Here is a 22581-nt window from a genome sequence, read left to right as displayed (position 1 = left end):
TGACGTCGGCGTCAAGGCAAGGGAGGGACGCGGACCCTCAGAGCGCCTTCGCCGGCTCCGGCGCCTGCTCGTGGCCGCCGTCCCTGGCCTCGGGGAGGTGCGGCTCGGCGGGGCCCTCGTCGGTGAGCATCTTCTCGTCGAAGGGGATCGCCCCGGAGAGCACCTGGTCGACCCGCTCGCGGTCGATCTCCTTGGTCCAGGTGCCGACGAGGACCGTGGCCACCGCGTTGCCCGCGAAGTTCGTCAGGGCGCGGGCCTCGCTCATGAAGCGGTCGATGCCGACGATCAGACCGACGCCGTCGACCAGCTCGGGGCGGTGCGACTGGAGGCCGCCGGCGAGGGTGGCGAGGCCGGCTCCGGTGACACCCGCCGCGCCCTTGGAGGCGATCACCATGAAGGCCAGCAGGGAGATCTGCTCGCCGATGCTCAGCGGGTCGCCCGTCGCGTTGGCGATGAACAGCGAGGCCATCGTCAGGTAGATGGCGGTGCCGTCCAGGTTGAAGGAGTAGCCGGTCGGCACGGTGATGCCGACGACGGGCTTGCTCACGCCCATGTGCTCCATCTTCGCGATCAGCCGGGGCAGGGCCGACTCGGACGAGGACGTGGAGAGGATCAGCAGGAACTCACGGCCGAGGTACTTCAGCAGCGAGAAGATGTTGAGCCCCGCCACCAGGCGCAGGATCGCGCCCAGCACCAGGAAGACGAAGAGCGCACAGGTGACGTAGAAGCCCACCATGATCATCGCGAGGGACTTCAGCGCGTCCACGCCGGTCTCCCCGACCACCGCGGCCATCGCGCCGAACGCGCCGACGGGGGCGGCCCACATGATCATGGCGAGGATGCGGAAGACGAGGCGCTGGATGTGCCCGATGCCGCGCAGCACCGGCTCACCGGCCGAGCCCATGGCCTGGAGGGCGAAGCCGGCGAGCAGGGCGATCAGCAGGGTCTGGAGGACCTCGCCCGCGGTGAAGGCGGACACGATGGTGGTCGGGATGATGCCCAGCAGGAAGTCCGTGGTGGACTCCCCCGCCCCCGCGGCCTGCTTCTCGCCGGCGGCGCGGACGGCCTCGGTGAGGTGGAGGCCGGAACCGGGCTCCAGGAGGTTGCCGACGACGAGGCCGATGGCCAGCGCGACGGTGGACATCACCAGGAAGTAGCCGAGGGCGAGACCGCCGACGGCACCGACCTTGGCGGCCTTGCGCACCGAGCCGACGCCCAGCACGATCGTGCAGAAGATGATGGGCGAGATCATCATCTTGATCAGGTTCACGAACCCGGTGCCGATGGGCTTGAGCTCGACGGCGGCGTCGGGAGCGACGAAGCCCACGAGGATGCCGAGGCCCACCGCCACGATCACGGCGAGATACAGGTACTTCGTGCGGTCCGGCTTCGTACGGTCCGGCTCGGCGGCGGCCACTGCCACGGGGGTCTCCTCGGGTCATCCTTGTCCCACCCCCGTCCCTGGGGGTCCCGGCGACTATCCCGCCCGCTGTGACACCGGTCACCCTTACGTGCATTTCGTTCACACGATTTCGGCCAGGCACACTTGTGTCCATGCGTTTCCCCCGTACCCGCCCGCGCAGCCTGGCCGGTCAGCTGTTCGCGATGCAGGTGGTGCTGGTGGCCGCCGTCGTCGCGGGGTGCGCGTTCTTCGCGTACGTCTCGGGCCGGAGCCAGGCCCGGGAGACGGCGACGCGGCAGGCGCGGGCGGTGGCCGTCGCGGTGGCCGGATCGCCGTCGGTACGGGAGGCGTTCCGCACCCCGGACCCGTCGGCCGCGCTCCAGCCGTACGCGGAGCGGGTCCGCGAGGACACCGGTATCGCCTTCATCACCATCATGAATCCGGACCGGGTCCGCTGGACGCACCCGGACTCCGGCCAGATCGGCGCTACCTTCCTCGGACACACCGCGCGGGCGCTGCGCGGCGAGACCTTCTCGGAGACGTACACCGGCACGCTCGGCCCCTCGATCCGGGTGGTCACCCCGGTCCTGGACGACGGCCGGATCGTCGGACTGGTCAGCGCGGGCATCACCGTGGACCGGGTCTCCTCGCAGGTGCGGGCCCAGCTGGGCGCGCTGGGGCTCGCGGCGGGCGCGGCGCTCGTGCTCGGCGGCCTCGGCACGTACGTGATCAACGCCCGGCTGCGACGGCACACCCACGGGATGAACGCGGCGGAGCTGAGCCGGCTGCACGACTACCACGAGGCCACCCTGCACGCGGTGCGCGAGGGGCTGCTGATGCTGGACGGGCAGCGCCGGATCGCCCTCATCAACGACGCGGGCCGGGAGCTGCTCGGCCTGGCCCCGGGCACGGTCGGCCGCCGGGTCGCCGATCTCGACCTGCCGGCCCCGCTGACCGGGGCGCTGCTCGCCTCCGAGGAGCGGGTGGACGAGGTGCACCTGACGGCGGACCGGGTCATCGTCGTCAACACCCGCCCGGTGGTGGGCGGTGAGCGGCGCGGCACCGTGGTGACCCTGCGCGACCACACCGAGCTCCAGGCGCTGTCCGGTGAGCTGGACTCCGAGCGCGGTTTCACCCGGGCCCTGCGCTCCCAGGCGCACGAGGCGGCGAACCGGCTGCACACGGTGGTCTCGCTGATCGAGCTGGGCCGGGCGGACGAGGCGGTGGGCTTCGCCACGGCGGAGCTGGAGCTGGCCCAGACCCTCACCGACCGGGTGGTGGGCGCGGTCGGCGAACCGGTGCTCGCCGCGCTGCTGCTGGGCAAGGCGGCGCAGGCCAATGAGCGGGGCGTGGAGCTGGTCCTCGCCGACGACAGCCTGATCGACGACGGCGCCCTGCCCGCGACGCTGCCCGCCCGCGATCTGGTGACCGTCCTCGGCAATCTGATCGACAACGCGGTGGACGCGGTCACCGGCACGCGGGAGGCGGCCGTTCCCGGACAGCGCGCACCCGAGGCGCCCCGGCGCGGGCGGGTCACGGTCACCGCGCTCGCCGGGGACGGGGAGCTGCTGCTGCGGGTCGCGGACAACGGGGCCGGGGTCGACCCGGCGGACGCCGCCGAGGTGTTCCGCAGCGGCTGGTCGACGCACGGCGCCGGGCGCGGTCTGGGCCTGGCCCTGGTCCGGCAGGCCGTCCACCGGGGCGGCGGGACGGTGGCGCTGGAGCAGGGTGCGGACGGGGGCGCGGTGTTCACCGTACGGCTGCCGCTGCCCGAGCGCGGCGGCGTGCGCGTGGCGGGAGCCCCGTGATCCGGGTCCTGGTCGTCGAGGACGACCCCGTCGCCGCCGACGCCCATCAGCTGTACGTGGGCCGGGTCCCCGGGTTCACGGTGGCCGCCGTGGCGCACTCGCGCGCCGAGGCGGTGCGGGCGCTGGAGCGCACCCCGGTCGATCTGCTGCTCCTGGATCTGTACCTGCCCGACGGGCACGGTCTGACGCTGCTGCGCTCGCTGCGCGCGGCGGGCCATTCGGCGGACGTGATCGCGGTGACCTCGGCCCGCGATCTGGCCGTGGTCCGCGAGGGGGTGTCGCTGGGTGTCGTCCAGTACGTCCTGAAGCCGTTCACCTTCGCCACCCTGCGGGACCGGCTGGCGCGGTACGCGGAGTTCCGGGCGGCGGCCGGTGAGGCGAGCGGCCAGGACGAGGTGGACCGGGCGCTCGCCACGCTGCGCGCCCCGGGGCCGGCGCGGCTGCCCAAGGGGCTGAGCGGTCCGACGCTGGAGGCGGTGACCGGTGCGCTGCGGGCGGCCCCGGACGGGGTGACGGCCGCAGCGGCCGGCCAGGCGCTCGGGATCTCCCGCATCACCGCACGCCGCTATCTGGAGCACCTGGTGACGGTGGGGCGGGCGGTGCGCAGTCCGCAGTACGGGCAGGTCGGGCGCCCCGAGCTGCAGTACCGGTGGCGGGCCGAGGGGCGCTGAGCGGGGTGCGGCCGCCGGGGCGCGGCCGTGACGGCTCGGTCCCCGACCGCGCGACGACGGAGGCCGCCACCTGCGAGGCGAATGCCAGCATCTCGGCGGCCCGTCCGCCCGGCAGCCGTGCGGCGCCGCCGTCGCGGAACGCTCCGGCGTCCGCCAGCCAGCTGAGCACCGCCGCCATGAACGCGTCGCCCGCCCCGATCGTGTTGACCACGTCCACGCGCACCGCGGGTACGGATGTCCGCGCCCCGTCCCGGGTGAACGCCGTGCTGCCGGCCGCGCCGCGGGTGAGCACCACGAGCCGGTTCTCCGCGGCCAGCCGTGCGCAGGTCTCGTCGGGGGCCGTGCCCGGCCAGAGCGCGGTCACGTCCTCGTCGCTGACCTTGAGGACATGGGCCCGTGCGCACAGTTCCCGCAGCCGGTGCGCGGCGGACCCGTCCAGCGTGCGGTCCTCGCGCACGTTGGGGTCGACCACCAGCACGGAGTGCTCGGCCCCGGCGCGCGCGGTCGCGGCCACCGCGTCGGCCGCGGGCGGGACGACGGCGGCGAGTCCGCCCGCGTACACGGCGCCGAAGCGGCCCACGTCCGACACGCGCTCCGGCAGCCGGAAGGTGGCGGTGTCCTGGAGGTGGAAGTGGTAGCCGGTGCCGTCGGGGCCCGGGTCGGCGACCGCGAGCGCGGTGGGCAGCTCCGAGCGGGCGCACAGGCCCAGTTCCGTACCGGCCAGGACCAGCCGTTCCTCGATCAGGCGGGCGAACCCGTCGCCGCCGAGCGCTCCCGCGAACCAGCTGGGTGTGCCGAGCAGGGCCAGTCCGGCGGCGACGTTGGCGGGGGCGCCGCCCGGCTGGGCCCGGTGCGTCAGCGGATCGTCCGCGCTCGGCACCAGGTCGATGAGCGCCTCGCCCATCACCAGGACGGCGTCGGGGCCACCGGTCACGGCTCGACCACGATCTTGCGGCCCTTGCCCGCCTTGAACCGCTCCAGGGCTTCGGCGTACCGCTCCAGCGGCAGCCGGTCGCTGATGAAGACCCCGGGGTCGATCACTCCCCCGGCGAACAGCGCGGCGGCGCGCTCGTAGCTGTGCAGCACGGCCATCGAGCCGGTGATCGTGATCTCCTGGTTGTAGATCCGGTACGGCTCGATGACGGCCGTCGTCGCGTAGTCGGCGACCCCGAACTGGAGGAACGTGCCGCCCTTGGCGACCCTGCCGAGCCCGTCCTGGATGGCGGAAGCGTTGCCGGTGGCGTCGATGACGACGTCCCAGCCCCGTACCGTCTCCAGCTCGTCGGCGGACGCGGCGGAGCGGGAGACGCCGAGCTCGACCGCGGTGGTCAGCCGGTCCGGATTGACGTCCAGCACGTCCACGGACGCGGCGCCGGTCCGTTTGGCGAGCTCCAGCATCATCAGGCCCATGGTGCCGGAACCGTAGATGAGCACCTCGGCTCCCAGCGTGGAGCTGAGCACGTCGTAGCCGCGCACCGCGCAGGACAGCGGTTCGATCAGCGCCGCGGTGGTCACGTCGACGTGGTCCGGGAGCTTCACGCAGTTGGCCACCGGGGCGACGGCGAACTCGGCGGCTCCGCCGGGCCTGCTGACGCCGATCGCGTTCCAGTTGTCGCAGAGGTTGCCGCGCCCGCTGCGGCAGTAGTGGCACTCGTGGCAGTGCAGCGACGGGTCGACGGCGACGTTGTCGCCGACGGCCAGCTCGGTCACCTCGGAGCCGGTCTCCACGATCTCGCCGGCGAACTCGTGTCCGGGGACGATCGGCAGGGCGGGTGCGAACTCGCCCTGGAGGATGTGGAGGTCGGTACCGCACAGTCCGCACGCCTTGACGGCGACGACGACGTCCCGGGGGCCCGGGGTGGGGTCGGGGACGGTCTCGACCGACACCTTGCCGATGGACTCGATGATCGCAGCCCTCATTTGACAGCTCCAAGAGAAAGGCCCTGGACGAGTTTGTCCTGGGCGGCGAAGCCGGCGGCGAGCACCGGCAGGGAGACGACGACGGAGGCGGCGCACAGCTGGGCGAGGAAGAGCCCCTGGCTGGTGACGACGCCGGTCAGGAAGACCGGGGCGGTCTGGGCCGCCACGCCGGTGAGCACCCGGGCGAAGAGCAGCTCGTTCCAGCTGAAGATGAAGCAGATCAGCGAGGTGGCCGCGATGCCGGGCGCGGCCACCGGTGCCACGACCCGGGCCAGCACCGTCGGCAGCCGGGCGCCGTCGACCTGTGCGGCCTCGATGATGGAGACGGGCACGTCCGCCAGGAACGACTGCATCATCCATACCGCGATCGGCAGGTTCATCGAGGTGTAGAGGATGACGAGGAACCAGATGTTGTCCAGCATCCCGGTGTTCTTGGCGAAGAGGTACACGGGCAGCAGCCCGGCGACGACCGGCAGCATCTTCGTGGACAGGAAGAAGAACATGACGTCCGTCCACTTCTCCACCCGCTTGATGGAGAGCGCGTACGCGGCGGGGAGCGCCAGCAGGAGTACGAGGAGCGTGGAGCAGAGGGACGCGGTCAGGGAGTTGATCAGCGGCGGCCAGGGGCTCGCCCCGCCGCCTGCGCCGAAGAACACCCGGTAGCCGTCGAGCGTGAGGGGCGCGCCGAGCGACGGCGGGTTGGTCGCCGCGTCGCTCTCCGCGTGGAAGGAGGTGAGCAGCATCCAGAGCGCGGGCGCGCAGAAGATGATGCCGACGGCCCAGGCGAGCAGGCCGAGAGCGGTGGAGCGGCGCCTGCCCCTGCGGGCCGCCTCGGGCGGCTTGGGAGCGGTCGGGGTGCTCATGCGCGGCCGGCCTCCTCGCGGAAGAGTGACGAGACCACGCGCAGGGCGAAGGTCGCGACGACGATGGTGCCGATCACCACGACCACACCCGCGGCGGACGCCAGTCCGTATTCGTGCGCCTGGTAGAAGGTCTGGTAGATCGTGTAGGGGAGGTTGGCCGTGCCGAGTCCGCCGGCGGTGATGGTGAACACCGCGTCGAAGTTCTGCACGATGTAGATCGACCCGAGCAGTACGCCCAGCTCCAGGTAGCGGCGCAGGTGCGGCAGCGTCAGGTGGCAGAACATCTGCCAGGCGTTCGCACCGTCCAGCCGGGCGGCCTCCATCTGCTCGGCGGACCGGCTCTGCAGCCCGGCGAGCAGGATGAGCATCATGAACGGGGTCCACTGCCAGACGAGGGCGGCGGCGACGGCGGCCAGCGGCATTTCGGAGATCCAGTCGGGCTGCCCGGGGCTGTCGACGCCGAACAGTCCGGTGAACCACGCCCAGGCCCCGTTCAGCAGGCCGTACTCGGGGTTGTACAGCACGTGCTTCCACAGCAGCGCCGCCGAGACGGGCACCAGCAGAAAGGGCGTGATCAGCAGGGTGCGGACGAACCCCCGGCCGATGAACTCGCGGTCGAGCAGCAGGGCGAGGAGGAGTCCGAGTACGACGCTCACGATCACGACGCTCGCGGTGAGCAGAACCGTGGTGAACACCGATTCCCGCAGACTCGGATCGCTGAACACCTCCCCGTAGTTGGAGAACGCGCTGAAGGCGCGGTCGTCGGGCGAGAGCGAGTTCCAGTCGAAGAACGAGACCACCACCGTCGCCACGAACGGGAGCTGGGTGACGGCGATCAGGAAGATCAGGGCGGGCAGCAGCGGGGCACGGGTGGCCCAGACGCGGGCCCGGCCGGGGGCCTTGCCGGCTTTACGGGGTGCGGAGGCGCCGCGCGCGCCGGAAGGAGACAGTTCCGGGTCGGAGACGGAGGCACTCACTTCTGCTCCTTGCCGACCTTCTCGGCGAGCGCCTGCGCGTTCTTCAGGGCCGAGGACACCGACTGACGTCCGGCGATGGCGGAGCTGATCTCCTGGGAGACCTTGGTGCCCAGGTCGGTGAACTCCGGGATGTCGACGAACTGGATGCCGACGGTCGGGCGCGGCTGGGTGCCGGGGTCACGGGGGTTCGCGCTGGAGATGGCCTGCCGGGTGACGCTCGCGAACGCGGAGGCCTCCTTCAGGTAGTCCTGGTTGGCGTATGTCGACGCGCGCTTGCCGGCGGGCACATCGGACCAGCCGACCGTCCTGCCGACGAGGTTCTCGTACTCCTTGCCGGAGGCCCAGGAGATGAACTTCCACGCGCTGTCGGTCTTCTTGGACGCCTTCTGCATGCCCCAGGCCCAGGTGTAGAGCCAGCCGGAGCTGTCGGTCTTCTCGACGGGCGCGGCGACGTATCCGATCTTGCCCTTGACCGGGGAGCCGGACGCCTCCAGCGACCCGGCGCCCGCGGTGGCGTCGTACCACATGGCCGACTTGCCCTGCGTCATGTTGTTGAGGCACTCGGCGTAGCCGGCCTGGGGCGCGCCCGCCTCGCCGTGCTTCCTCACCAGGTCGACGTAGAACTCGACGGCCTTCTTGAACTCGGGGGTGTCGAGCTTCGCGTTCCAGTCCTTGTCGAACCAGGTGCCGCCCATGGTGTTGACGACGGTGGTCAGCGGGGCGATGACCTCGCCCCAGCCGGGCAGGCCACGCAGGCAGATGCCCTTCATGCCCTTCCTGGCACCGTCGGTGGCGGCCGCCAGGTCGGCGACCTGCTGCCAGGTGGGCTTCTCGGGCATCTTCAGGTTCTTCTCGGCGAAGACGTCCTTGCGGTACATGAGGAAGGAGGACTCGCCGTAGAACGGCTCGGCGTAGAGCTTGCCGTCCTCGGCGGTGAGGGACTCCTGGAGCGGCTCCAGGATGTCCTTCTGGTCGAAGGCCTTGTCCTCGGCCGAGTAGGTGTCGAGCGGGTGGAGCCAGCCGTTCTTCGCGTAGAACGGCACCTCGAAGTTGCTGATGGTGGCGACGTCGTACTGCCCCGCCTGGTTGGAGAAGTCCTGGGTGATCTTGTCGCGGACGTCGTTCTCGGGCAGGACCGTGAAGTGGACCTTGATGCCGGTGTCCTTGGTGAAGTGGTCCGCGGTGAGCTTCTGCAACTCGACCATCTGCGGGTTGTTCACCATGAGCACGTTGATCTCGTCGTCGGCGCCGGATGAGCCGGCGCCGCCCGCGCCGCTGCAGCCGGCGAGCAGGGCCGCGAGGGCGACGCCCGCGCCCAGCCGCGCGCTCAGGCCGATTCGGCGTTCCTGGAGTTGGGACATGTGGTTCTCCTGACCGCTCGTCATTGAGGGACTGGTTGTAAGGGGCATGCCATCCGCCCGGTCGGCGGGCGGCGGGTCCGGGCACTCGAACCGAAGACTGCTGGGCGGAGACTGGGGGGAAGCGGAGACCGGGGGTGCGGGAGCGGGGTGCGGGGGTGGATCGCGGGTGGTCAGACGCGGATGACCTGCGGCCCGAGACGCGCGTAGCGCTGCGCCTCGGCCGAGGACAGACCCGTGTCGGTGACGATGGACTCGAATTCGCCGACCTCGGCGAAGCGGCAGAAGCTCACGGCGCCGAACTTGGTGTGGATACCGGCGAAGACCCGGCGTCGGGCGCTGCGCATGGCCTGGGCCTTCACTTCGCTCACCGCCGGATCGGGCGTGGTCAGGCCGTACTCACGGGAGATGCCGTTCGCCCCGACGTATGCCAGGTCGATGACGAAACCGGCGAGCATCCGCGTCGTCCAGTGGTCGACCGTGGCCATGGTGGAACCGCGGAGCCTGCCGCCGAGGAGAAGCACGGTGATCTTCTCCACGTCGGCGAGGACGGTCGCCACGGTGAGGGACGCGGTCACCACGGTCAGGGGCCGGTCCCTGGGCAGTACCTCGGCGACGAGCATGGGCGTGTACCCCTCGTCCACGAAGACCGTCTCCGCGTCACCGAGGAGGTCGGCCGCTGCCGCCGCGATCCTCGACTTCTGCGGAACGAGCCGGCTGGTGCGTGCGGCCAGCGTCGTCTCGAAGCCGGCGCTCTCCACCGGATACGCGCCGCCGTGCGTGCGGCGTACGAGACCGTGCTCCTCCAGGATGTGCAGATCACGCCGGACGGTCTCCTTGGCCACCTGAAGCGCTGCGGCCAGCGCGGTGACCTCCACCGACCCGTCGCGTCGGGCCGTCTTGAGGATCTCTCGTCGGCGCTCGTCGGTGTCCACGGCACACTTCCCTGTATTGCTGCGGCTCAGGCCCCGTTCGGGCTCATGAGTCGTTTGTACAAGCAAGGGACCCACTGCGACCAGGCTCTTCACTGCTCCGCCTGTGCCCGTTCGTGCCCGTTTCGCGGGGACCGTATCGCCTGGTCAGTCCGCGTGGGCCGGTTGCCCCCGTCCGGACCGCTGCCCGAATGAGGCCGGGACCGCGCCCGAACGGCGCCCGCGACGGTCGGCAGTGCCCCGCCGGGCCCCGGGGCGGCTGCCCGTTTCCGTCAGAAGGGCGTCCGGCCGGCCCCATACAGGCCCTGGGAGCTTCCTACAAGCCTCAATTCCGGACGGAAACACCGTAGTCAGACCGGCTCCGGCCTCCTACGGTGGGGCCGTGCACCCCACTCCACCTTTCAACGCCCCCGCCGCCCGAAGACTTCGCGAGGCCCTGGGAATGGCTCCCGGTCATGTCGCCTACGGCCTCGGCGCTCAGTACGGACTACGGATCACCGCCGAGACGGTGGCCGCATGGGAGCGGGGACTCGCCCTCCCCACCGAATACGAGCTCACCGCGCTCGCCGGGGTGCTGTGGTGCGCCCCGGGCGAGCTGCTGACCGCCGCGCGCAGCCTCCGCGAGCACCGGGTCTCCCGGGACCTGGCGCCGGACGAGCTGGCCGCCGAGGTGGGGATGGCCACCTCCGCGTATCTGCGGATGGAGGAGTCGGGGCGGTGGCGGGGCAACGAGCGCCAGTCCGCCGCGCTCAGTAAGACCCTGGGGCTGACGCCCGCCGACTTCGTGACGGCGACCGGGCGCGACGAGGAGCTGGCCGGGCTGCTGCGCAGCGCGGTGACGACGCGCTGGCAGGCGTACATCCGGCCGGTGACCAAGCTGGTGCCGCTGGACCGGGGCCGCCTCCAGGAGGCGCTGGAACAGCTGCACGGCGACTACCAGGCGCTCATGGCGTCCACGCTCAGCTGGAACAGCACCGGCACGGACCGGGCGGGCGGCACGGGTGAGGCGGGCCGGGCGTTCCTGGCCCGGATCGTGCCCAGGTTCTGGGAAGCGGCCGACCCGCGGGATTAGGGCCTGTCCGGCGGACCTTCGCCGGCCCGCGACGCCCGGCGGGACCTGACGCCCGGCGGCACCCAGCGGAAAAGGGGCCCGCGTCGCGGGCCCCTTCCTGAGAATCCGGCGCGGTCAGAAGACCGACTCGGCCTCGTGCATCCGGTCCAGGGGGACCGTCTTGAGCTGCGTGACCGCCTCGGCGAGCGGCACCATCCTGATCTCGTTGCCGCGCAGGGCGGTCATCCGGCCGAAGTCGCCGCGGTGCGCCGCCTCCACCGCGTGCCAGCCGAAACGGGTGGCGAGCACCCGGTCGTACGCGGTCGGCGTGCCACCGCGCTGGACATGGCCGAGAATGACCGGCCGGGCCTCCTTGCCGAGCCGCTTCTCCAGCTCGACGGCCAGGCGGTTGCCGATGCCCTGGAAGCGCTCGTGCCCGTACTGGTCGATCTCGCCCTTGGCGTACGGCATGGAGCCCTCGGCCGGGTGCGCGCCCTCGGCGACGCAGATGACCGCGAACCTCTTGCCGCGCGCGAAGCGCTCCTCGACCATCTTGACGAGGTCGTCGACCTCGAACTTCCGCTCCGGCAGGCAGATCCCGTGCGCGCCGCCGGCCATGCCGGACTCCAGCGCGATCCAGCCCGCGTGGCGGCCCATCACCTCGACCACCATCACGCGCTGGTGGGACTCGGCGGTGGTCTTCAGACGGTCTATGGCCTCGGTGGCGACGCCCACCGCGGTGTCGAAGCCGAACGTGCGGTCGGTGGAGGAGATGTCGTTGTCGATGGTCTTGGGGACACCGACGACGGGCATCCCGGCGTCCGAGAGCATCCGGGCGGCGGTGAGCGTGCCCTCGCCGCCGATCGGGATCAGCGCGTCCATCTCGTAGCGCCGGCTCAGCTCGGCGCAGTTCTCGGCCGCTTCGCGCAGCCGGTCGCGCTCCAGGCGGGCCGAGCCGAGGATCGTGCCGCCCCGGGCCAGGATGCCGCTGACCGCGTTGAGATCGAGGGGGCGGAAGTGCCCGTCGAGGAGGCCCTTGAAGCCGTCCTCGAATCCGATGACCTCGTCGCCGTGGCCCACCACGGCGCGGTGCACGACCGAGCGGATCACTGCGTTCAGGCCTGGGCAGTCGCCGCCTGCGGTGAGAACTCCGATGCGCATCCTGCTGTATCTCCTGCTCGCTGGGGTCCGTCCGTCGGCATGCGGGGCGGGGGCTTCTTCCGCCTCCCCCGTACCGTGAGTCACGACGAGTGTCCCACGCCCGGCGCACACCTCGCGCTCCCGGCCGTTCCGGGGCCGCCTGCGGGGGCGCGGACGGGGCAGGCGTCCGGCGGGCGGCCACTCGGCCCCCGCAGGTATCGTCAAACGGGCGATACCACCCGAACCGGGCAAGGTACCGGACAGAGATGACGGGAGAGCACGCGTGACGCGCAGCGTGTACGTGACCGGGATCGACCGGGGAGACGGCCGCCAGGTGGTCGATCTGGGCGTGATGGAGCTCCTGACGCGTCAGGTGGACCGGGTCGGGGTCTTCAGGCCCCTGGTCCACGACGACCCCGACCGGCTGTTCGAGCTGCTGCGGGCCCGCTACCGGCTGTCCCAGGACCCGGCCACCGTCTACGGGATGGACTACCACGAGGCGTCCGCGATCCAGGCGGAGCAGGGTACCGACGAGCTGGTCTCCCGGCTCGTGGAGCGCTTCCACCGGGTGGCCGTCGACTACGAGGTGGTGCTCGTCCTCGGCACCGACTTCGCCGCCACCCAGCTCCCGGACGAGCTGGCGCTCAACGCCCGCCTGGCCAACGAGTTCGGCGCCTCGGTGATCGCGGTGGTCGGCGGCAAGGACCAGAACGCGGAGTCGGTGCGCGCCGAGACCCGCAACGCCTACCGCGCGTACTCGGGGCTCGGCTGCGACGTCCTCGCGATGATCGTGAACCGGGTCGCCCCGGACGACCGCGAGGCCGTCGCGGAACGGCTCGCCGCCACCCTGCCGGTGCCCTGCTCGGTGCTGCCGGACGAGCCGGCCCTCGCGGCGCCGACGGTCGCCCAGATCACCGCGGCGCTGGACGGCACCGTGCTGCTGGGCGACGACGCGGGGCTGGCCAGGGACGCGCTGGACTTCGTCTTCGGCGGCGCGATGCTGCCGAACCTGCTGAAGGCGCTGACCCCGGGGTGCCTGGTGGTCACGCCCGGGGACCGTTCGGACCTGGTGGTCGGCTCGCTCGCCGCGCACAGCGCCGGGACGCCGCCCATAGCGGGCGTGCTGCTGACGCTGGACGAACGGCCCGGCGAGGAGATACTCACGCTGGCCGCACGGCTCGCACCGGGCACCCCGGTCGTCTCGGTGGCCGGCGGCTCCTTCCCCACCGCCGGGGAACTCTTCGCCCTGGAGGGCAAGCTCAACGCGGCGACCCCGCGCAAGGCGGAGACCGCGCTCGGCCTCTTCGAGCGCCATGTGGACACCGGCGCCCTCCTCGACCGGGTCTCGGTCGCCCGCAGCGGCCGGGTCACGCCGATGATGTTCGAGCACGAGCTGCTGGAGCAGGCCCGCGCGGACCGCCGCCGGGTGGTGCTGCCGGAGGGCACCGAGGAGCGCGTGCTGCGGGCGGCCGACGTCCTGATGCGGCGGGACGTCTGCGACCTCACCCTGCTCGGCGACCCCGACGTCATCCGCAAGAAGGCCGCGGACCTCGGCATCGACCTGGCGGCCACCCAGCTCATCGACCCGCAGACCTCGGAGCTGCGCCAGACGTTCGCGGAGCGGTACGCGCAGCTGCGCGCCCACCGGGGGGTGACGGTCGAGCTGGCGTACGACGTCGTCTCGGACGTCAACTACTTCGGCACCCTGATGGTCCAGGAGGGCCTGGCCGACGGCATGGTCTCCGGGGCCGTGCACTCCACGGCGGCGACGATCCGCCCCGCCTTCGAGATCATCAGAACAAAGGGGGCCGAGCGCAGCTCGTCAGGCAGGGCGGCGGCGGGCGACGGGAGGGCGAAGCCAGACGCCTCGATCGTCTCCTCGGTCTTCTTCATGTGCCTCGCCGACAAGGTGCTGGTGTACGGGGACTGCGCGGTCAACCCGGACCCGGACGCCGAGCAGCTCGCGGACATCGCCATCCAGTCCGCGGCGACCGCGGCCCGCTTCGGCGTGGAGCCCCGGATCGCGATGCTGTCGTACTCGACGGGGACCTCGGGCAGCGGCGCCGACGTCGACAAGGTGCGGGAGGCGACGGACCGGGTGCGCGCGAGCAGGCCCGACCTGAGCATCGAGGGCCCCATCCAGTACGACGCGGCGGTCGAGCCGAGCGTGGCCGCGACCAAGCTGCCCGGGTCGAAGGTCGCGGGCCAGGCGACGGTCCTGATCTTCCCGGACCTGAACACCGGCAACAACACCTACAAGGCCGTGCAGCGCTCGGCGGGCGCCGTGGCGGTCGGCCCGGTGCTCCAGGGGCTGCGCAAGCCCGTCAACGACCTGTCCCGGGGCGCGCTCGTCCAGGACATCGTCAATACCGTGGCCATTACGGCGATCCAGGCGCAGGGCGAGGAGTGACCCGCATGACCACCCCGAACACCGAAGGCACGGCGGCGGCCGGGAGCCCGAGCCGGGTGCTCGTGCTCAACTCCGGCTCCTCCTCCGTGAAGTACCAGCTGCTCGACATGAGCGACCGCTCCCGGCTCGCCTCCGGGCTCGTCGAGCGGATCGGCGAGGAGACCTCCCGGCTCGTCCACACCCCGCCGCCCGGCGCGGGCGCGGTCCGGGAGCGCGAGGGCCGGATCGCGGACCACGACGAGGCGCTCAGGGCGGCGGCCGAGGAGCTGGCGGCCGACGGGCTCGGCCTGGACTCCCCCGACCTGGCGGCGATCGGCCACCGGGTGGTGCACGGCGGGCTGCGGTTCACCGAGCCGACCGTGATCACCGACGAGGTGCTCAAGGAGATCGAACGCCTGGTCCCGGTGGCTCCCCTGCACAACCCGGCCAACATCACCGGCATCCGTACCGCACGGGCACTGCGCCCGGACCTGCCGCAGGTGGCGGTGTTCGACACGGCGTTCCACGCGACGATGCCGGAGTACGCGGCGCGGTACGCGATCGACGTGGAGACGGCCGACGCGCACCGCATCCGGCGCTACGGCTTCCACGGCACCTCGCACGCGTACGTCTCCCGCAAGGCGGCGGCGCTGCTGGGCAAGGAGCCGGCGGAGGTCAACGTCATCGTGCTGCACCTGGGCAACGGGGCGTCCGCGTCGGCGGTCGCGGGCGGGCGGTGCGTGGAGACGTCGATGGGGCTGACCCCCTTGGAGGGGCTGGTGATGGGTACGCGTTCGGGAGACATCGACCCGGCCGTCACCTTCCACCTCAAGCGGGTGGCGGGAATGTCGGCGGACGAGATCGATGTCCTGCTCAACAAGAAGAGCGGCCTGGTGGGGCTGTGCGGCGACAACGACATGCGGGAGATCCGGCGCCGGGTCGACGAGGGCGACGAGCGGGCCACGCTCGCCTTCGACATCTACATCCACCGTCTGAAGAAGTACATCGGCGCCTATTCGGCGGTCCTCGGCCGGGTGGACGCGGTGGTGTTCACGGCGGGGGTCGGGGAGAACTCGGGCCCGGTACGGGAAGCTGCGATGGCCGGTCTGGAGGAGTTCGGCCTGGTGGTGGACGCGGATCTGAACGCCGTACGGTCCGGGGTGCCGCGGCTGATCTCGCCGGATTACGCACGGGTCGCGGTCGCCGTGGTGCCGACGGACGAAGAGCTGGAGATCGCCAACCAGACCTTCGCACTGGTCGACAACTGAGCGCCCCCGCGCCCCTTTGTATCTTCCACCAGCCGGAATATTCCGCAGCGAAACAAACCGATAGGATCCGCCTCATGCGCCGTTCCAAAATCGTCTGCACCCTCGGCCCCGCCGTCGACTCCCATGAGCAGCTCGTCGCTCTGATCGAGGCCGGCATGAGCGTGGCCCGCTTCAACTTCAGTCACGGCTCCCACACGGAACACCAGGGTCGTTACGACCGGGTCCGCAAGGCCGCCGCCGAGACCGGGCGGGCGGTCGGCGTGCTCGCCGACCTCCAGGGCCCGAAGATCCGTCTGGCGAAGTTCGCCGAGGGTCCGGTCGAACTGGTCCGCGGGGACGAGTTCGTCATCACCGCCGAGGACGTGCCCGGCGACAAGTCGATCTGCGGCACGACCTACAAGGGCCTGCCCGGCGACGTGACCAAGGGCGACCCGATCCTGATCAACGACGGCAACGTCGAGCTCAAGGTCGTCTCCGTCGAGGGCCCCCGGGTCCACACCATCGTCATCGAGGGCGGGGTGATCTCCGACCACAAGGGGATCAACCTGCCGGGCGCCGCGGTCAACGTCCCGGCCCTGTCGGAGAAGGACGTCGAGGACCTCCGCTTCGCGCTGAAGATGGGCGCCGACATGGTCGCGCTCTCCTTCGTCCGGGACGCCGACGACGTCAAGGACGTCCACAAGGTGATGGACGAGGAGGGCCGCCGGGTCCCCGTCATCGCCAAGGTGGAGAAGCCGCAGGCCGTCGAGCACATGGAGGGCGTCGTCATGGCGTTCGACGGTGTGATGGTCGCCCGCGGCGACCTCGCCGTCGAATATCCCCTGGAGCGGGTCCCGATGGTGCAGAAGCGCCTGGTGGAGCTGTGCCGGCGCAACGCCAAGCCGGTGATCGTGGCGACCCAGATGATGGAGTCGATGATCACCAACTCCCGGCCGACCCGTGCCGAGGCGTCCGACGTCGCCAACGCGATCCTGGACGGCGCGGACGCGGTCATGCTCTCCGCGGAGTCCTCGGTCGGCGCGTACCCGATCGAGACGGTCAAGACGATGTCGAAGATCGTCGTCGCCGCCGAGGAGGAGCTGCTCGCCAAGGGCCTCCAGCCGCTGGTCCCGGGCAAGAAGCCCCGCACCCAGGGCGGTTCGGTGGCCCGCGCGGCCTGCGAGATCGCGGACTTCCTGGGCGGCGAGGCCCTGGTCGCGTTCACCAAGTCCGGTGACACCGCCCGCCGCCTCTCCCGCTACCGCGCCGCCCAGCCGATCCTGGCCTTCACCACGGACGAGGCCACGCGCAACCAGCTGGCCCTCAGCTGGGGCGTCGAGGCCCACGTCGTCCCGCACGTGGACAACACGGACGCGATGGTGGACCTGGTCGACTCGGAGCTGCTGAAGCTCAACCGCTACAACGCCGGCGACACCATGGTCATCACGGCCGGCTCGCCCCCCGGCGTCCCCGGCACCACCAACATGGTCCGCGTCCACCACGTGGGCGGCCAGGACCAGGGCTGACCGCACCCGCACCGCGTACGGCGACGGGCCGCGCCCCGAGGGGTGCGGCCCGTCGCCGTTGTGCGGAGCACTACGGCGTCAGCCGGTGCCCTCCGTGAAGTAGTTGTGCAGGCCCGGGATCGTCAGCGTGCCGCCGAACTGGCCCGCCTGGGTCACCTTCACCTTGGTGAAGAAGGCGAACGGGACGTTCAGCGGGGGCGGGGTCTCCGGGCTGAAGGTGATCGGGATGAGGCCGAAGAGGTTGCCCTTCAGCTCCTCCGTGTACATCGTCACCGTGCCGTTGCGGATCGTGGAGGTGGAGCCCTTCCGCGCCTGCACATGGCCGGTGGTGCCCGGCATCGGGCCGACCGTCAGCTGGTGCAGGTCCTTGATGTCGATCGAGGACGCGGTGAACTTCAGCACCTTCTTCGTGCTGCCGTCGCCCTTCTTCACCTCGACGATGCCCTTGTAGTCGAGCCCGTTCAGGGTGAGCATCGAGCTCTCCAGGATCCACGGGTCGCTGGGCAGCAGCGGGATGCCGGGCTCCGCCTTCGCGTCGGCCAGGGCCTGCGGGTCCGCGGTCGGGCAAGGGAACGGCTGCTTGGCGCCGTCCGGGATGTCCTCGTCCTTCTTGGCGTCGGTGCCCTTGACGTCCTCGTCCAGCTCCTCGACCGTCTTGCCCGCCTTGCCGGCCGCCTCGCGGATGGCTTCGGTGGTCTTGTCGGCCGTGTCCTTCGCCGTGTCCTTCGCCGCGTCCGTGGCCTTCTCGGTGGACTTCTCCGGCGCCTTGTCCTCCGCCGTGGCGGACGCCGACGGCTTCGGGGACTCGGCGGTGGCGCTCGTGGACGGGCTCGCCGTCTCCTTGTCCGGGCCCTCGAAGAGCTTCTTGAGCGCGTCGCCGAGGCCCAGCGGGTCGAGCGGGTTGGTCGACTTGGTGGGCGAGGGCGTGGCGGCGGGGGTCTCGGCCGGGGCGGCGTCGGTGCTCTTCTTCGCCGTGTCGGCGGAGTCGGCGCTGTCGGCCGAGTCCTTGGCCGGGTCGGACGCCGCATCGGACGGGGAGCCCGTGGCGGTCGGCTTCGGGGTCGCCTCGCCGCTCGTGCCCGGCGTCGGCTTTCCGCTCTCGCTCGCCGACGGGGACGGCGTCTTCGACGCGGAGGGCGTCGGGTCGGCCGACTCGCTCGGCTCGTCGGAGCGGGTCACACACGGGCCCGGCGCGAAGGGGATGTCCGCGCTGTCGTCGGCCATCGCCAGCCTCGGGGTGAGCCCCATGCCGACGAACACCGCTGTCGGCATCGCGGCGAGCGCGAACGCCTTCTTGCCCGAGGGCATGTGCAGCTTCGTCAGCAGCGACTTCTTCGGGGCTGCGTGGCGCGGCCCCCGGCGTTCCTGGAACCCGCTCTCGTCCGCGGCGTTCACCTGCTTGTCGTCACCCCGCACGATGCCTCCCGCCGTCGGCCTCGACCGTGGTGTCGTAGGCGGCCTGCTGCTCGGGGACGCCCGCACCGTGGAGCGCACCCTCGGGAAGCGGCTCGCCCTTCGCGAACGAGACGGTCTCCGGGGCCTCCTCGGCGGGAGCGGCCGCGACCGGCGCGGGCTCCTCCGCCTGCGGCTCGCCCGGGGCCCACGACACGGAGAGCGCGCCGCCGAGCAGGGCGAAGATGAAGCCGATCAGGAAGCCGCCGATGTTGGCGACGGGTATGGAGATGAGGGCCAGCAGAATCGCCGCGACACCGGAGAACACGCGGACGATGCTGTGGAACCACATCGTCAGGCCCAGCGTGACGAGCAGGACACCGATGATCAGCGAACCGGCGCCGGCCGTGGTGGACATCGCCAGCGTCACGTTGCCGAGGTGCATGTTCGCGTACGGGAAGTACATGATGGGCAAGCCGCCCAGCATGGTGAACAGTCCGGCCCAGAACGGCCGGTCACCCCGCCAGGTGCGGAAGCCTCGCCGGGCGACGGAGAGGTAGTGCTCGTTCTGCCCTTGGGATTCGGGGCTCATGGAAAACAGCTCCCTGGGAACCGGTACTGCTGTGAGAAGGAGAAGGGTGGGCGGCCGGGGACCCGCTGTGCGCCCCCGACCGCCCGGGCGAGTGCCCTAGTAGCACTCCTTGACGCCCTTGGCCAGCGACAGGTGCAGACCCGGCAGCTTGAACGTGCCCGCCGTGGTGGCCCACGCCTTCTGCTGCACGCCCGTCAGCTTGGCCCTCTCGGCCCGCTGCGAGAACCCGTTCGGGTTGACGTACTTCCCGGCGTCGGGCTGGACGCCCGGGTTCTTCAGATCGCCCGTGCGCACACCGATGTCGATGTTGCTGAACTCGGCGTCGCCCTTGAGCTCCGAGACGTCGAGGTACAGGCCGGTGGCGTCGACCTTCTTGTCGGTGTCCTTCGGGTCGCCTGCCTTGAGCCTCAGCGTCACACTGCCGAGACCGAACGGCAGGTTGGGCGTGACGACCGACTGGCACATGTTGGTGATGGTGGCGTGGCTGAACCCCGAGACGGCCACGGCGTGCGCCTTGCCGCTCTTCGTGGGGTCCGCGCCGTCCTCGGTCGCGATGCTGCCGTACTGGACGAAGTTCTCGCCGTTCAGTTCATCGGCCGTGACCTTGAACTCCTGCCCCGACACGCTGAAGGACGCGGCGAGCGCGCCCTGGGCCAGACCGACGCCGACGGCGGCGGTGGCTATGACGCTCGGCACCATGACGACAGCGAAACGCTTCCATCTCGTGCCACCGCGAACCTGGGAACTCATACTTTTCCTCCTTCTCGGACGTACATCTCCGGTCTGGCATCCTGCCCGACCTGGGATGGGAGAAGTGCTACGTCCTCGGAAAGAGAGCGCCCGCGTACAGAGGCCTGTAAAGCGTCCGTATCACCGGCGATCACCCCCGAGCGACAACCACTGGCCACGCGTTCGCGCGACCTCATCGGACAGGCCCTGCCGGTCGGCAGGAACCCCCCTGTCCGGAGCCGGCGCCACTGCCGCCGGCCCGCCCGGCGGGGACCCAACGGAGCCGCCGCACCGACTGGCTGCCGGACTGGCGTCATTGGACCGAGCGTGGCCGATCGTGGTCCATTCCCGCCCGTGGCACAAGGGGGTTCGTTACTCGCTAGTAACGGCCCGATAACCGGGCCACGACATCGCGACACCGGGTGGCCACACAGGGTTGCCCCGCAGTGACGGACGAAAGGGAGGAAGAATGAGCGAAACGGGACAGTTCACAAAGATCGATTTACTGTGGGTAACAGGGCGCGCTTTTATCAAGATTTGGTAAAGCGGAGCCCACTCTTATCGCCTGATCGCGAAAACGGCCGCGACGCCCGGGGGCAGTCGCGGCCGTGTTGTCAGTTCAGAACAATCGGGTCGGAACAATCGGCTCAGAACAGGACGCGCGCGAGCGCGGTGCGCGCGGCACCGACCCTCGGGTCCTCCGGGCCGATCACCTCGAAGAGATCGAGCAGCCGCAGCCGTACCCGGTCGCGGTCGTCGCCGAACGTGCGGCGCACCGTCTCCACGAGCCGGCCGAAGGCGTCCTCGACATGGCCGCCGACGAGGTCGAGGTCGGCCGCCGCCAGCTGCGCGTCCACGTCGGCCGGCTTCTCGGCGGCGTCCTTGCGGACCTGCTGCGGGTCCGTCTTCTGGACCCGGGCCAGCAGTTCGGCCTGGGCGAGGCCGAGCTTGGCCTCGGTGTTGGCCGGGTCGTCGGACAGGACGTTCTTGTACGCCTGGACCGCACCGGGGAAGTCATTGGCGTCCAGCGCCCGCGCGGCCGCCTCCAGAAGGCTGTCGTAGGGCCCCGGGGGCACCGGAGCGGGGGCCTGGGCCTGGGCCTCGGCGCCGGCCGCCGAGGGGTCGACCGCGATGCCGGTGATCCCGAAGCGCTCCTCGCCGACCTGGATCAGCTGGTCCAGGGTCTGGCGGATCTGGGCCTCGGGGGCCGCGCCCTGGAAGAGCGGCAGCGCCTGTCCGGCGACGACCGCGAAGACGGCGGGAATGCCCTGGATGCCGAACTGCTGCATCAGCATCTGGTTGGCGTCGACGTCGACCTTGGCCAGCAGGAAACGGCCGTTGTACTCGTGGGCCAGGCGCTCCAGGAGCGGGCCCAATTGCTTGCACGGCTCGCACCACTCGGCCCAGAAGTCGATGACGACGGGCACTTCGGCGGAGCGCTGGAGGACGTCGCTCTCGAAGCCGGCCTCATCGACGTCGATCACGAGGGACGAGGCGGGCACGGCCGCGGGGCCGCCCTGCCGGGCGGACTCGGCGCGGGCCTGCTCCGCCTTCACCTTGGCCTCACCGGCCGCCTTCACCGCGGCGAGGTCGACGACGCCGCTCATGGACATGTTTCTGGGCTGCATACGTACATCCTCCCCCCTCGGCGCACTGTTCCGGAAAGCGATACGTGAACCGCGCCCGTCCGCAGCCCTCGCCGGTGTGCGAGGCGCACGGACAGACACGGCCACTGGGCCCCTGAAGACCCGGTTCGGCACCCGGTCCCCACCCGGCGCCTGTGGCTGTCGTTCGTCGTAACGCGATGCCGGCCCAGGCCGTCATCCTTACGCTACGACCCGTAGCGTAACTGGCCGGGGCCCCTCGCGCACAGGAGTGTCCGGTGATCTGTCTCACGGGTTGAGGGACCGGCCGGGCATACCTACTGGCGGGTATGGTCACGGCATGCTCAGCCGCAGCCACCCCAAACCCGCACGATCGGGACGTCCGCGCAGCGCCGCCGCCGACGAGGCGATCCTTGAGGCGACCAGAGCCTCGCTGGTGGACCTCGGCTGGTCGAAGCTGACGATGGGCGACGTGGCGGCGCGGGCCGGGGTCGCCAAGACGACCCTCTACCGGCGCTGGGCGGGCAAGAACGAGCTGGTCGTGGACGCGGTCGCGGTCCTCTTCGACGAGCTGGAGATGCCGGACCTGGGCAGCCTGGCCGCCGATGTGGAGGCGGTGGTGCTCCAGTTCGCGGCGCTGCTGGACCGGCCGGAGACGCGGACCGCGCTGATGGCGGTGGTCGCGGAGTCGACCCGCGACGAGGCGCTGCGCACCCGTATCCGCGACTCCATCGTGAACCGGCAGAAGCGCCTCGTGCTCCAGGGCCGGCGGCGGGCGCAGGAGCGCGGTGAGCTGCCCGTCGAAGCGGACGAGGCCACCGCGGCGCTGACCGCCGACCTGATCTTCGATGTGATCGCCGGCGCGGTCGTGCACCGGACGCTGGTGAGCGCCGAGCCCGTCGACGCCGACTGGGCCCGGCGCTTCACACTGCTGCTGCTCGCGGGCGTGGGCGCGGCCGCCGCCGAATAGCGGCGGGGCC

Annotated in this window: 19 protein-coding genes; 7 read left to right on the top strand and 12 right to left on the bottom strand. The window is 71.2% G+C overall.

The features are described 5' to 3' along the window. Positions 1-37: 37 nt before the first annotated feature. The gene (locus P8A18_RS24365; protein WP_306061119.1) at positions 38-1417 is read right to left on the bottom strand and encodes a cation:dicarboxylate symporter family transporter; all 1380 of its coding nucleotides are present in this window, start codon (positions 1415-1417) and stop codon (positions 38-40) included. A gap of 137 nt (positions 1418-1554) precedes the next feature. Here P8A18_RS24365 and P8A18_RS24360 point away from each other — a divergent pair, with 137 nt between their 5' ends. Further along, positions 1555-3210 (top strand): sensor histidine kinase, encoded by a 1656-nt coding sequence (locus tag P8A18_RS24360; protein WP_306057610.1) that lies wholly within the window; start codon positions 1555-1557, stop codon positions 3208-3210. After that, on the top strand, positions 3207-3881 hold the full coding sequence (locus P8A18_RS24355; protein WP_306057608.1) for a response regulator: 675 nt from the start codon (positions 3207-3209) through the stop codon (positions 3879-3881). Before P8A18_RS24360 ends, P8A18_RS24355 begins: the two co-directional genes overlap by 4 nt. Here P8A18_RS24355 and P8A18_RS24350 read toward each other — a convergent pair. From P8A18_RS24350 to P8A18_RS24325, 6 genes are all read right to left on the bottom strand, one after another. Further along, positions 3763-4815 carry a PfkB family carbohydrate kinase gene (locus P8A18_RS24350; RefSeq protein WP_306057606.1) on the bottom strand — a complete coding sequence of 351 codons (1053 nt, stop codon included), beginning with the start codon at positions 4813-4815 and terminating at the stop codon, positions 3763-3765. The two genes, P8A18_RS24355 and P8A18_RS24350, sit on opposite strands and share 119 nt — an antisense overlap. After that, positions 4812-5801, bottom strand: coding sequence for a zinc-dependent alcohol dehydrogenase family protein (locus tag P8A18_RS24345; RefSeq protein ID WP_306057604.1), 990 nt, complete (start codon positions 5799-5801; stop codon positions 4812-4814). The genes P8A18_RS24350 and P8A18_RS24345 overlap by 4 nt, the downstream gene beginning before the upstream one ends. Next, positions 5798-6664 (bottom strand): carbohydrate ABC transporter permease, encoded by an 867-nt coding sequence (locus tag P8A18_RS24340; RefSeq protein ID WP_306057602.1) that lies wholly within the window; start codon positions 6662-6664, stop codon positions 5798-5800. Before P8A18_RS24340 ends, P8A18_RS24345 begins: the two co-directional genes overlap by 4 nt. Continuing rightward, a complete protein-coding gene (locus P8A18_RS24335) occupies positions 6661-7614 on the bottom strand; it encodes a carbohydrate ABC transporter permease (protein ID WP_306061117.1) in 954 nt (317 codons plus the stop codon). Before P8A18_RS24335 ends, P8A18_RS24340 begins: the two co-directional genes overlap by 4 nt. Positions 7615-7637: 23 nt before the next feature. After that, positions 7638-9002, bottom strand: a complete 1365-nt coding sequence (locus tag P8A18_RS24330; protein WP_306057600.1) for an ABC transporter substrate-binding protein — start codon at positions 9000-9002, stop codon at positions 7638-7640. A 170-nt stretch (positions 9003-9172) separates the two neighbouring features. After that, on the bottom strand, positions 9173-9934 hold the full coding sequence (locus P8A18_RS24325) for a DeoR/GlpR family DNA-binding transcription regulator (RefSeq protein ID WP_018550097.1): 762 nt from the start codon (positions 9932-9934) through the stop codon (positions 9173-9175). A gap of 439 nt (positions 9935-10373) precedes the next feature. On the opposite strand from P8A18_RS24325, the gene P8A18_RS24320 reads away from it, so the two are divergent. Beyond that, positions 10374-11003, top strand: coding sequence for a helix-turn-helix domain-containing protein (locus P8A18_RS24320; RefSeq protein ID WP_306061115.1), 630 nt, complete (start codon positions 10374-10376; stop codon positions 11001-11003). 114 nt (positions 11004-11117) lie between these two features. Here the strand turns inward: P8A18_RS24320 and P8A18_RS24315 are convergent, their stop codons facing one another. Continuing rightward, positions 11118-12143 (bottom strand): ATP-dependent 6-phosphofructokinase, encoded by a 1026-nt coding sequence (locus tag P8A18_RS24315; protein WP_306057598.1) that lies wholly within the window; start codon positions 12141-12143, stop codon positions 11118-11120. Between the two features lie 262 nt (positions 12144-12405). Between P8A18_RS24315 and pta the strand changes: the two genes are divergently transcribed. From pta to pyk, 3 genes are all read left to right on the top strand, one after another. After that, positions 12406-14532 (top strand): phosphate acetyltransferase, encoded by a 2127-nt coding sequence (gene pta / locus P8A18_RS24310; RefSeq protein WP_306057596.1) that lies wholly within the window; start codon positions 12406-12408, stop codon positions 14530-14532. Between the two features lie 5 nt (positions 14533-14537). Continuing rightward, on the top strand, positions 14538-15779 hold the full coding sequence (locus P8A18_RS24305; RefSeq protein ID WP_306057594.1) for an acetate kinase: 1242 nt from the start codon (positions 14538-14540) through the stop codon (positions 15777-15779). Positions 15780-15853: 74 nt separating this feature from the next. Then, a complete protein-coding gene (pyk, locus tag P8A18_RS24300) occupies positions 15854-17284 on the top strand; it encodes a pyruvate kinase (protein ID WP_306057592.1) in 1431 nt (476 codons plus the stop codon). Positions 17285-17362: 78 nt separating this feature from the next. Here pyk and P8A18_RS24295 read toward each other — a convergent pair whose 3' ends face one another. The 4 genes from P8A18_RS24295 to P8A18_RS24280 all read right to left on the bottom strand — a co-directional run bounded on the left by P8A18_RS24295 (position 17363) and on the right by P8A18_RS24280 (position 21625). Then, complete coding sequence (locus tag P8A18_RS24295) at positions 17363-18700, bottom strand: hypothetical protein (protein ID WP_306057590.1); 1338 nt, start codon at positions 18698-18700, stop codon at positions 17363-17365. Further along, a complete protein-coding gene (locus P8A18_RS24290) occupies positions 18690-19268 on the bottom strand; it encodes a DUF6114 domain-containing protein (RefSeq protein ID WP_306057589.1) in 579 nt (192 codons plus the stop codon). The genes P8A18_RS24295 and P8A18_RS24290 overlap by 11 nt, the downstream gene beginning before the upstream one ends. Positions 19269-19364: 96 nt before the next feature. Continuing rightward, positions 19365-19967 (bottom strand): DUF6230 family protein, encoded by a 603-nt coding sequence (locus P8A18_RS24285; RefSeq protein WP_306061113.1) that lies wholly within the window; start codon positions 19965-19967, stop codon positions 19365-19367. A 677-nt stretch (positions 19968-20644) separates the two neighbouring features. Further along, positions 20645-21625: a tetratricopeptide repeat protein gene (locus P8A18_RS24280; RefSeq protein WP_306057587.1), complete on the bottom strand. Its 981-nt coding sequence runs from the start codon at positions 21623-21625 to the stop codon at positions 20645-20647. Between the two features lie 316 nt (positions 21626-21941). On the opposite strand from P8A18_RS24280, the gene P8A18_RS24275 reads away from it, so the two are divergent. Continuing rightward, positions 21942-22571 (top strand): TetR/AcrR family transcriptional regulator, encoded by a 630-nt coding sequence (locus P8A18_RS24275; RefSeq protein WP_306057585.1) that lies wholly within the window; start codon positions 21942-21944, stop codon positions 22569-22571. Positions 22572-22581 lie beyond the last annotated feature (10 nt).

It is taken from the genome of Streptomyces sp. Mut1, assembly GCF_030719295.1.
GTDB classification, from domain to species: domain Bacteria; phylum Actinomycetota; class Actinomycetes; order Streptomycetales; family Streptomycetaceae; genus Streptomyces; species Streptomyces castrisilvae.
This window is presented reverse-complemented; position numbering and strand designations above follow the sequence as displayed.